The sequence below is a fragment of the Microcystis sp. M015S2 genome, assembly GCF_020245945.1.
GTDB lineage: Bacteria > Cyanobacteriota > Cyanobacteriia > Cyanobacteriales > Microcystaceae > Microcystis.
The window spans coordinates 1-12,144 of sequence record NZ_JADBTX010000072.1 but is presented as its reverse complement, the minus strand read 5'-3'; the positions used below and the strand labels follow the sequence as shown (position 1 = coordinate 12,144).

Below are 12,144 nucleotides of genomic sequence, written 5' to 3'. Positions count from 1 at the left end.
GCGATTAGTAGGGGAGTACCGTCGATCCACTGGGTATGATCGTAATTATTGCCCTCCAATCCTAAATATTCCTCTTTGACCACCCGTTTCGCCAACATGGGATTACCGATCGCCCGTTGTTGCCAATCGGCCAGTTTACCCGGTGTTACCTGCAATCCCAAATCGTTTGCTTCCCCTTCCATGATTTCGCGGATCGCCCTTTCTGGTAAAGCTTCCAATTCGATGCGGGGAAGCTTCAAAAAAATATCTCTGGCCGGGGGATAAGTGGCTAATAATAATATCGGCTGTCCCTGCAAATGCAGTTTTTCTAACCAACAACGCAGGGAAACCGGAAACCTGTGGGCATTGTCCATGACCAGAAAAGCGACGTTACCTTGCATCCATTCGGCGATCGCTTCCTGTAACTGCTGTCCTGTCATCGGTTTGCCCTCTAGGGTCTCCGTATCTACCCCCAAATCCCCGGCGATTTCCAGAAGCATCTGTTTGACCGTGCCGATGGCAGGGGCTGCCACCGGAAACCCCCGCCCCCACAAGTCCTCGATTACCCGCTCTGCTAAAAAGGTCTTTCCCGCACCAGCTTCCCCCACCACCAACAAACTGGCATTGGCTAGTAGGGCGGCCACCACCCGCTCTTTTTCTGCTCGTCTATAGCAGGGGATTGAAACGGAATCATCAACGGAACGGATCGACAAAGACTGACGCTCACCGTCCGGCGCAACCCCGTAGGTATAGACCCGCTCCTCCCCGTTAGCCAATCTCCTTCTGTGTCGCTCGATCATCGTTCCGATTCCCAGTTCCCTTTCTACTATAGTTCCCCCCAATCTTTACTAGGGAATAACTATGTACTACTTTATTTCCGGTGAGAGAAAGTGAAGTATCGATCGCTATTCGTGGCATTCTAGAAATAGACGGTAAACCTTGACGGTTTTGCTGGATTTACTCTATCCATTCTTAAAAAGAGTGGGTAGTCGGTCGGAGAATCAATAGCGGGGCAGTTATGGCAAAAGGAAAGGGTAATAGCGGACAATCTAAAGAGCCGAAAAGCTACAATCACGGTCAGACACATCCCCAACGTCCCGATATTGGAACCGAGCCACATTTTAAAAAGAAAAAGTTGCCCGCTACCTACCGTTACGATTCTTCTATTGCGCCCGAATTAAGCTGGGATGAAAACCCGGCTAGGGAAAAAGCAGAAGCATTAATAGCCAAAATTTTAGAAGCTGAAAGTTTAGAAGAAGCTAAGGTTGCTGCCTCTCAATTAAAAGCCATGAGTCAGCCATTTTTAAACTGGGCTGGCAAATCAGAAAGAGAATCATTTGAAGTCCCAACTTTACCTCTATTCGTTCATGAAAGATTATCAACAAGAGCCATTATCGAAACCCTGAAATCTCATAAAATTGGTTCAGATCAGTTAATGCTTAATTTATTTAACGATCCACAGTGGTCAATATCAGACCAGATATTAAGAGCTTACGAGTATCACGATAAGTGGGTAAATAGGATGATTCTCGGTGACTCGCTGGTGACGATGAACTCCCTGCTTCAATATGAGGGGATGGGGGGTAAGGTACAGATGATTTATATTGACCCTCCCTACGGGGTAAAATTTGGTTCTAATTTTCAGCCTTTTGTCAGAAAGCGTGATGTTAAACACAATGATGATGAGGATTTTACTCGCGAACCGGAGATGGTTCAAGCTTATCGAGATACTTGGGAATTAGGGTTACATTCTTATTTGAGTTATTTACGCGATCGTTTGTTGTTGGCCCGGGAGTTATTAACTGATAGCGGTAGTGTTTTTGTGCAGATTTCCGATGAGAATGTGCATCATGTTCGGGAGTTGATGGATGAGGTTTTTGGTGGGGAGAATTTTGTTTCACAGATTGCTTTTAAAACCACAGCAGGCAAATCTAGTAATAGAATTGATAGCATATACGACATTATTTTGTGGTATTCAAAAAATAATCAAACTTTAAAGTTTAGACCAATTTTTGTTTCACGTTCTCAAGAAGAAACTGATCAAAGATATTGTTATTTACAATTACCAGATGGGACTAATCAAAGATTATCTAATGAGCAATTACAAGGATTAGAAATTATCCCAGAAGGAAAAAGATTTAGAATTACTGCTTTAAATTCTCAAGGAGAAACATCTGGAGAAACATCTTTACCTTTTGAGTGGAATGGACAAACTTTTTATCCGCCAAAAGGAAGACATTGGTCTATTGTACCTTCTGGTTTAACAAAATTAGGAGAGTTAAATAGATTAATTTTAGAAGGAAAAAGTCTTTGTTATAAACGGTTTTTGTCTGATTATCCTATTTCAGAAATCAAAAATATTTGGATGGATACAGGAGGCGGAGCTTTAGTATATGAAAAAATATATGTAGTTCAAACATCAACAAAAGTCATCCAACGCTGTCTATTAATGACCACCGACCCCGGCGATTTAGTATTAGATATTACCTGTGGAAGTGGGACAACCGCCTACGTTGCGGAACAATGGGGAAGAAGATGGATAACCTGTGATGTTAGTCGTGTCCCCTTAGCTTTAGCCCGGCAGAGACTATTAACGGCCACTTTTCCTTGGTATCAACTAAAAGATAATAACTCACCAGCGGGAGGGTTTATCTACAAGAGAAAACAAAACAGTAAGGGGGAAGAAATTGGGGGAATTGTACCTCACATCACCCTTAAAAGTATCGCCAATAATGAACCGCCCGATGAAGAAATCCTCGTTGACCGTCCAGAAGTGGATAACAGCATCGTGCGGGTATGCAGTCCCTTCACCATCGAGGGAACGATCCCGCCTCCAGTTGACATGGATGGGGAAGCCCCGGAGACAGAAGCCGTTGAAATTGAAAGCAGTGGTTCCTATGAAGACCGGATGCTGGAAATTCTGCGGAAGTCGCCAGTGCTACGTTTACCCGGTAATCGTACCGTTAATCTTTCCCAAGTGCGCCGGCCGGTCCAGTCTCGGAATCTTTCAGCCGAAGCACTGGTAAAAGCAAGTGAGTTAGGCGGTGCGACACTTAGCGATGTGGTAGATGAGGCTTTAGAGGAAAACCTAAATAAACTGCCACTCTCCCAAAAACCAGTAGCCTTCATATTCGGACCAGAAAATGGAGCGATCGCTGAGAGAACCGTCTTCGAGGCCGCAAACGAAGCCCAACGCAAACAATACGCCCATCTTTTCGTTATTGGATTTGTGATCGCAGCTAAAGCTCGTCAGTTTATTGAAAATTGTCAGGAGGCGATCGGTATCCCGGCAACTTATATTCAAGCTACTCCCGATATATTGATGGGCGATCTCCTCAAACACATGAGAAGTTCGCAGATATTCAGTGCCTGCGGTCTGCCAGACGTAAAAATTCATCGTACTGGTGAAGGTAAATATCAAGTGGAGCTTTTAGGTTTGGATGTCTTCGACCCGATCACGATGGAAGTGGAATCCGAACCAGGTCGCAACGTCCCTGCTTGGTTCCTCGATACCGATTACAACGGCTTATGCTTCTATGTCAAACAGGCGTTTTTCCCCCGTACCAGCGCGTGGGATTCTCTCAAAAAAGCTTTGAAAGGCAGTTATGACGATGAAGTATGGGAACACCTAGCGGGAACGATCAGCGCACCGTTTGAAGCTGGCGAGCATAAAGAAATCGCCGTCAAGGTGATAGACGATCGGGGTAACGAGTTATTAGTTATTGAATCTTTAAAAGGAGAGTAGCTATCTATGTCAGATTCCTCAGAAGATAAAGGGTTTAATCTAAAAATGCTTATTGAGAATAACCCTGTTATATTTATTTGTACTGTTGCAATTACTGCTTTTACAATGGGATGGGGGGTACACGAAGCAATATCCCACGCAACCAATAATAACCCCCTAATTGTATTTAGATCATGTGAGTTTAACGCCAAAGGAAAAATAGATTTTCCTTCTGATAATAGTAAAGTTTCCAGAACATTCCTTACAACAGGAAAAATATATGGAGAGATTGCAGAAGGCCATCATATATGGCTAGTTGTGAATCCTGAAAACTCTTTTGGTTGGTATCCTCAAGTTGGGGAAATTGTGCCAGATGTGGGTAGTGGAAAATGGCAACAAAGTACTATTATCGGCACTGACAATGAGAGTAAAAACCGAAAATTTAAGATTGCCCTAGTCGAAGTTGATAAAGATGGAAATTCCCAATTTAAAAACAATATAGCTTCTCGTAACTACCCAGAAGAGTTTTTGCCAGACAACACAAAATTCCTTTACACAATAACTGTTACCCGTCAATAGCCTTAATGTCCTACGAAGTTGATCGCCCGATTCTAAACTCTCCCTTCGATGAACCATCGAAATACTGGTTTATCCGAGAGAACTACGCCCCCGAATTGCGAGACGGTCGCCGTCCCTCGATCATCTATCCTCCTCGCGAGGGTCAATTTGATTGGGATTTGGGTCAAGTTCTCAAGCTGTCGCCACCAGAAGAATTTGCGCCGGGTTACGAAATGACCCTAGTGAACCGATTGAGAGAAAGAGTGAAAGAATGGCGATCGCAAAATTACCCCGGCGTGACCCGTACCACTTTAGATTTGCTTCGCCACTGGAACCGCAAGGACAGAGAGCAAAGGCTATTTTTTGCTCAGTGCGAGGCGGTAGAAACCATCATCTTTTTAACCGAGTCCCGCCTTGACTTCCAGCAGGGAATCCATATCCCAGTCGATACGCCTCTCGATCTCGAACTCAAAGCTTTCATCCGCTATGCTTGCAAAATGGCCACGGGTTCTGGAAAAACAACGGTGATGGGAATGCTGGCCGCTTGGAGCATCCTGAACAAGGTAAACGATCGAAGTGATACCCGCTTTTCCGATGTCGTTTTGGTGGTCTGTCCCAACGTCACTATTAAAGGTCGTCTTCAGGAATTAAACCCCGCTAACGGAGAGGCCAGCCTGTACCGCACCCGTGACCTTGTACCCTCTCACCTGATGGACAGACTCCGGCAAGGAAAGGTTATCGTCACCAACTGGCACGTCTTCGAGCGTCGATCGCCCTCTACGGCGGGTGAAGATGCAGCCAAAGTGATCAAGACAGGTGTAAAAACTATTTCTACCGAAGTTATCAAAATTGGTAAAGAGAACACCACCGCAAGGGGAACCCGTTACCTAACCCCCGAAACCCTAGAACAACAGAAGCGTACTGGACAGATCAAGGTACTAGAGGAGAAGAAAGACAAACAAGGCAATATAACCGAGGTCAAGGTGAGATCGACCCGTTACCTAGAAAGCGAAGCCGCTTGGATACGCCGTATCCTCAACCAAGAGATCGGCAATAAAACCAGAATTCTCGTCCTTAACGATGAAGCTCACCACGCTTACCGGATAGCTCCTAACGATAAGAGTGAGGAGGGCGAGGACGATGACGCTTTGGAATACGATCGCAAGGAATCGACGATCTGGATTGAAGGACTTGATCGCATCCACAAATACCGAACGATCAACCTCTGCATCGATCTGTCAGCTACTCCCTATTATCTTCGGGCTTCTGCTAAAGATGCAAATAAACCTTTTCCGTGGATAGTCAGTGATTTTAGCCTGATGGACGCAATTGAATCGGGTTTAGTCAAAATACCGCAACTTCCCTTGAGGGATACCACTGGAGCGATTACCTCCAATGTTGCTTACTTCAACATCTGGCAGTGGATCATGGGAAAAATGACCCCTAGCGAGCGAGGCGGCAAAACCAACAGCCCTAAACCAGAAGCAGTGCTAAAGTACGCCCAAAGCCCGATCGCCCTTCTTGCTGGACAGTGGGAACAAACCCGTGAGGAATGGTTGCAGAGTCCAGATGATCCCAGACCTCCTGTATTTATCATCGTCTGCAAAAACACGAAAATTGCCAGATTAGTGTACGAATGGATAGCAGAAGACAAAAAACCGACTAATGTTGCTCCTTTTGCCACTAAATCACTTAAAAATACAGAAGCGGAAACTAACACTATCCGAGTCGATTCTAAAGTGGTTGAAGAATTAGAATCGGGTAACACGAAATCCGACGAATCCAAATGGATGCGCTTTACCCTTGATACCGTGGGGCTGGTGGACTGGCCAAAAGACGGGCAAGGGCGATCGCTATATCCCGATGGTTTTACCAGCCTTGCAATCAAAATAGGGAAACCCCTGCACCCGCCCGGTCGGGATATCAGGTGCATTATATCCGTGGGAATGCTTACGGAAGGATGGGACTGCCGGACGGTAACACACATCATCGGTATCCGTCCCTTCATGTCGCAACTGCTCTGTGAACAGGTAGTTGGGCGCGGACTACGGCGGCGTACTTACGACCTCGATGAAAATGATCGCTTCTCGGAAGAAACCGCAAAAATCTTCGGGGTTCCCTTCGAGGTAACGCCTTTTAAAGCCAATCCCAACGGGACTGCTCGTAAGCCCGAAAAGCGGAACCGCATCTACTCCGTAGCCCTTAAATCGCAGTATCGCATCGAATTCCCCAGAGTGGAAGGTTACACACAAGGAGTTCACAACAAAGTGATCGTTGATTGGGAAGCGATCGCTCCAATTACCTTAGACCCTAGCAAGATTCCCCCAGAAGTTCAGGTAAAAGCGACCCTTTCCAACAATCAAGGTCGTCCGAGTTTGAATGGGCCAGGCAAATTAGAAAGTCTCGATCTGAGTCCTTACCGCAAAAATAGCCGTTTGCAGACGCTTATCTTTAAATTGGCAGGAGATTTAACCAAAACCTATTGCGAGATGAAAACTTGCGAGGCTCCCCCTCACGTTCTCTTTCCCCAATTATGGAAGATTTGCGATCGCTATCTAAAAACGAAGGTTAAAGTGATTAAGCCCTGTCAGATAGAAGATGCTTGGCTCTCACCTTATTACGGTTGGATGATCGAGAACCTAGCCACTGCGATCCACCCTGATACGAATGCGGGGGAAACTCCAGAACTACCACGCTACGAACCTTATCGCGGTAACGGTTCTACCGATGATGTCGATTTCTGGACAAGCAAATCGATTTACCCCATTGAGCGATCGCACCTTAACGCAGTGGTTGCCGATACCCACCAGTGGGAACAGTCCGCTTCTTATCAAATCGACAATCACCCGATTACTGACGCTTTTGTAAAAAACGAGCAGCTAAATTTTTCGATTCCCTATCTCTATAACGGTCAAGAACGTGAATACTATCCAGATTTTATTATTCGATTGAAATACTCGGAACCCCGCTATCTTATCTTCGAGACAAAAGGGTATCGATACGATGGTACGGAGGAAAAGAAGGCGGGTGCGGAACGCTGGTGTAGGGCGGTTAACGCCGATGGTCACTTCGGCACTTGGGAATACAGGCTCTGTAAATCGCTGGAAGTCATTCAGGCGCTCGACGAGATCGCGAAGGCTCTCGATTAATTAGGGTCTGCTGAAAAAGTTTTTCGGTGGGGGTAGGAGTCAGGAGTCAGGAGTCAGGAGTCAGGAGTTTCAGGCTTTGTTGCCCTTGTTTTTTGTACCAAGCGATGTACCATAAGAAGGATAATGCAAGGTTTTTGAAAGTCCCAATCCTATTTTCTTGCACTAACATCGGACTTTAACAGGTCAAAAGCTTTATTTTAAAAGGGTTTTACCATTATTCAGCAAGCCCTAATTAAACTCTACCCTAGTAGATGTGTTCGGTAACGATGCCAGCGCGATGGTTGAGGTCAAGTGAAAACATTTGCAGTCACGAAAAACCATATTTCTTGAGAAGATTTTCTATTTTACTTTTATAAAACTTTTCATAAAATTTTAGCAGTCTATTTCTAATTTCAACGCCAATTTCAGTATTAATGCTTCTCTGAATTCCCTCATGCCATTCGGTAAAATCATGTGGAATTTTATTAAAATCAGCTGCATAAATCCATAATTGAATTAAGTTATCTAGCTTGTCTATTTCTTTCGCAATTTTTGAATTCAAGTTCTCTTCTCGCTCAAAATCTCCCCATAATTTAGCAATATAATTTAATTTTGCAAATCCATCATAAGTGTCTAGAAGCTCAATTTCTTTATAAATTTCTTCTTCGTTCTTTCGATCAGTTTCTTTTTTTCCAATTATATCTCCAGTTATTGCTTCAGATAGATCGTGAATTAATAGCATATCTATAATTTGCTTTTTATCATATTTACTGTCTTTGTTCCATTTATCAGGCAAAAGAAAAGATGCTATTAAATAAGTTCCATAAGTATGATCTGCCACAGATTCTCCAACATGGCTATCAGGAACAAACATATTTCTATCTTCTTTGACCCAGCCCGCCCTTTTTTGAAATTTGATTTTATAAAACTTCAAAAAAATATTACCAATTATATCAAAATCTCTTTCTTGAAGATTTTGATATATCATACTTATATATTTATAAAGTTCGGGCGGTTGCACCTGATTACTATATTTAGAATCATATAAAAATAATTTGATTACATCAGAGACTAATGTGCGGCTTTCGTCATCTAGCGAGCCTTTGACTAAGCGATGTTGAACCAGAGAGCAAACTGTGTGTAATTCAATATTAATTAGAGGGTTTATTTGTCCATCACCAGAGCGAAGGCGAGAGCAGAGCTTTCTGATCGTTTTTGAACATGATCCCAAACTATCTTTATCAAGTAATTGAAGTGGTTCATTATTCGGATCTTCATTAGGCTCATCTCCATAATATTCCAAATGAAATCCTCTATTTAGCATATCTGCTTGTTTATCCTTTAAGAGAGTCAAAACATATTCCTTTTGAGCATCTCGATCATTCAAATACGAAAGGCTAACATAAACAGTTCTTAGTAAAAAAATATGTAGATTTAAATCATTAGTATTCAATTTCAAATTATTGCTATAATCACTTTTTAGTGTTTCTTTAAAATCTTTCAGTATTAATTTTGAACGGATCGCACATCTTTTATTTGTTAATCTTCCTGCAATATAGCAAGCAAATGCCTTTGAATAGGGATGAAATTCATCATTTTTTAACACTATTTTGGTAGCATTTAAAGCTTTTTCTTGATATCTTGCTTTTTTGTTAATTATTTCTTTACATAATCTATTAATTCTATTTGGTTGTACATATTTCAAAACTGTATCAATTTTTTTAAAATCATTATCGTTGCTATCGTCCACAATTTTAAAAAAATTATAAATTACATGACGTGCAACCAAATAATCGTTAACTTGAGGATGACCATGAGCAAGCTCTAGAAGAAAGTTATCAATTTCTCCGCGTTCAAGTTTTTGATATCCTTCGTAAAAGGCAATCTCTGCCGAACGATCAAGAAGTTTTTCAGTATTAAAGTCTGGAGTATAATGCTGATATTCCTGTAAAAATTCTCGGCAGTAGGATTTTAATAAATCAGACAAATACAAATCTGGTGAATTTGCTTTTATTTTGCATTTTAAGAGTCCTAATAAAAAAATGTCAACATCTTCAATTTTAAATTTCTCAATCATACTAATAAAGTCTTTGGCACGTTTCTCTAAATCTATAATTTCTGCACATCGATAATTTGAAGAAATTTTTAAGAAGTCAGTAATAAATTTGCTTGCATCCTGATTTCTAATGTTAATAGAGTTAAAAACCAATGTTTCATCTGGATCGATGCTAATAGCATCTGGTGGATAAGTGTTGATAGCATCTCCAGTCTGTCTAGTGGCAATAACAAATTTGCATTTATTGCGTTCTGGATAATTATCTAACAAGTATGAAACTACATCCTCTTCGCTTTCAGAGCATCCATCATAGCCATCAAGAATGATTAGGAATTTATTTCGGTGTTGGGTTTGAATTAAGTGCGTAATTATTTGTTTATAATCAACATTTGGATCGTAGATCGCAGAGTGTTTATTTAAAATTAAATTTGTAATTCTTTCTCGGTAGGTTAACCCTAAAAAAGGAATTAAATTGCTCCTGCATAGTTTATGCAGGTTAATAAAAATGGGTATTAGATTATCTTCTTATGAATTATCTTCTAAATTGTTTTTATTGTTTTTACTTTTCTCGTAAAAATACCAATATAAGAGATTCAAAAATGAAGTTTTTCCTGTTCCCGATATTCCCTTAATTAGCAAAGGTAATTGGCTATTTGCAGAGATAATTTTTTCGCTTATATGCTCAAATAAATTATCAGTATTTAAAACTTGATTATCAGAATTGCAAATATAAGTAAATAATTTGCTGTAATAACTTAAATTATCTTCTTGAACGCACGATACACTATTATAATACTTGTCAAGATGATTATTCAAAATATAGCTATTTAAAGACTGTAAATAATCTTCCTTTGCATCAAGTAAAGGCAAGCTATCTTGCACTTTTAACCATGTTTTCAGACGATCAAAGATAGTCTGTATAGATATTGCTAAACCGCCCTCTTGCATATATCTAGATGTAAGCATACCTACTACTTTATATTCGCCATCAATGTAGGAAAAAATAGGAGAGCCACTTTCTCCTCCCGTAAACTTTTGAAAATCTACCAAAGTAGATAATTTTAATCTTAAACCCAACTTATCAAAGATATTTTTGCCTATAATCTCTCCTGTTTTTTCACTTCCAGAAGTACACTCACTATCTCCAAATCCAAAGCTCTTAAATTTGCCTGATTCAATTAGATTCGGATGCAAAAAAACTTTTCCTAATTTATATCCTTTAAAGTCTAGAATAGCGAAATCATCTCCATTATCACCTCCAATATATACTTGTTCAACTTTTTCTCCTTTTATTCTAATATTCTTCAATCCGCCTGCTTGTGTTATAACGTGTGAACAAGTCAATAAAAGCCCATCTTCAGAGATAAAAAAACCCGTACCAACAAGAGAGTTTGAAGGATTCTTTCTAATTTCGACAACGCAATCACATATATCTTCCCACTTCATTTTTAACACCTACAAGATAAAATTAGTTTTTCCGAACTTGCCATGTAAAGTTATCAGTAGTCAATTCTCGTAAAACTTGTGTGGCAAGGCTTTAAGTTGTCGAACCATAAATTTTATGTAAATCCCAAGTAATTTTGACTTTTAGAGACGCTTGAGCAGAAGTCTCAACAACATAAATGTTCCCCTTCCCTGTGAAACTTAAGCCAAACTCAACCTCAGCATTTTTAGCTTTGCCCTCACGATATAAGGCTTCAAAAGCTTCTGTCAAAGGACGGCATCCATTAATAATAGTATATTTAATATCATCAAACTTCTCTCCTACCTTGTCGATGACAATATCTCCCGTCTTAGCCAGAGGATTGATTGTTTGTTCTGGAACATCCACTGCTACTAGAATAGTTCCCTCTTGTCCGACATTAAGTTCAATCAATTTCTGTGTCATATACTTAACCTCTCTAATACCAAAAAATCGCACCGTAGGCATTATTCATCATAAAGAGCAGTTAGGGACCTGCGTAGGAATAATATCCCAGCCAGACAGTCGCTCTGTAGAAGAATCAGACAAGCCATAAATGGTACATTATCAAAGCGCAAGTCCCTTATTTATTTCACAATTTCTTTAGCTCTCTCACGCCCTACGGTTCATGGTAACATGGCTTAAGTTTTTATTAAATAAGATTTGAGTCAATTATTTTTATTCTTTAACTTTCTTAATATATTTTTATATTTAACTAGATGAGAGCGTTTACAAATGTACAACAAAGTATTTATTTTATTTTTTTAATAAAAGCAATTACTGAATTTATCATCTTGCAATTCCCAAAAATTAAGTTAATCTTAATACCACAATATCAATATAGTGGTTCTTCGTTACTTGGTATGGTTTGATCGAGGGGACTAAATCAACTAAATCCTTATCTGGCAAGAGATTTAATTGATTATCTCGTTCTCTGCAAGAGCCTATTTATAACGTGGAAAAAGGGATTTAATGTCGGTTGGGAACCTCAAAGGCTCTTCTCGATTTTGTCTGATAATTTTTGCTTATGGAATCGTGAAATGCTGATCGGGCAAGACTTTCAGCACTATTTTGACGGATATTCTATCAGTATAGACCCTGACAGGGGGACAAGCTGGCTGAACTCCTTACAGCATAAGCTTTTTGGGGTGTTCGAGCGAAAAAGTTCGATGCAGATCACTCCCCATTGTTGATAAAGATTTCTAATAAGCTCGCCCAAATCCCTGATTCTCTCGTT

Annotated in this window: 8 protein-coding genes; 4 read left to right on the top strand and 4 right to left on the bottom strand. The window is 40.6% G+C overall.

Going from position 1 to position 12,144, the window contains the following annotated elements:
• Positions 1 to 779 (bottom strand): ATP-binding protein (locus tag IM473_RS13945; protein WP_287658368.1); only part of this gene is annotated, 779 nt, incomplete at its 3' end.
• Between the two features lie 218 nt (positions 780 to 997).
• On the opposite strand from IM473_RS13945, the gene IM473_RS13940 reads away from it, so the two are divergent.
• The 3 genes from IM473_RS13940 to IM473_RS13930 are packed head-to-tail and all read left to right on the top strand — an operon-like array spanning position 998 to position 7,410.
• A complete protein-coding gene (locus IM473_RS13940) occupies positions 998 to 3,724 on the top strand; it encodes a site-specific DNA-methyltransferase (protein WP_287658366.1) in 2,727 nt (908 codons plus the stop codon).
• A gap of 6 nt (positions 3,725 to 3,730) precedes the next feature.
• Entirely contained in the window at positions 3,731 to 4,282 is a 552-nt protein-coding gene (locus tag IM473_RS13935; protein ID WP_287658365.1) for a hypothetical protein, read from the top strand.
• Positions 4,283 to 4,287: 5 nt separating this feature from the next.
• A complete protein-coding gene (locus IM473_RS13930; RefSeq protein WP_287658363.1) occupies positions 4,288 to 7,410 on the top strand; it encodes a BPTD_3080 family restriction endonuclease in 3,123 nt (1,040 codons plus the stop codon).
• Positions 7,411 to 7,717: 307 nt separating this feature from the next.
• On the opposite strand, the gene IM473_RS13925 is transcribed toward IM473_RS13930, so the two are convergent.
• The 3 genes from IM473_RS13925 to IM473_RS13915 all read right to left on the bottom strand — a co-directional run bounded on the left by IM473_RS13925 (position 7,718) and on the right by IM473_RS13915 (position 11,375).
• Complete coding sequence (locus IM473_RS13925; protein ID WP_287658362.1) at positions 7,718 to 9,715, bottom strand: HD domain-containing protein; 1,998 nt, start codon at positions 9,713 to 9,715, stop codon at positions 7,718 to 7,720.
• Between the two features lie 255 nt (positions 9,716 to 9,970).
• Entirely contained in the window at positions 9,971 to 10,891 is a 921-nt protein-coding gene (locus IM473_RS13920; protein WP_287658361.1) for a S1 family peptidase, read from the bottom strand.
• A gap of 91 nt (positions 10,892 to 10,982) precedes the next feature.
• Positions 10,983 to 11,375: a CU044_2847 family protein gene (locus IM473_RS13915; protein WP_287690499.1), complete on the bottom strand. Its 393-nt coding sequence runs from the start codon at positions 11,373 to 11,375 to the stop codon at positions 10,983 to 10,985.
• Between the two features lie 539 nt (positions 11,376 to 11,914).
• Here IM473_RS13915 and IM473_RS13910 point away from each other — a divergent pair.
• Positions 11,915 to 12,100: a hypothetical protein gene (locus IM473_RS13910; RefSeq protein WP_287658359.1), complete on the top strand. Its 186-nt coding sequence runs from the start codon at positions 11,915 to 11,917 to the stop codon at positions 12,098 to 12,100.
• Positions 12,101 to 12,144 lie beyond the last annotated feature (44 nt).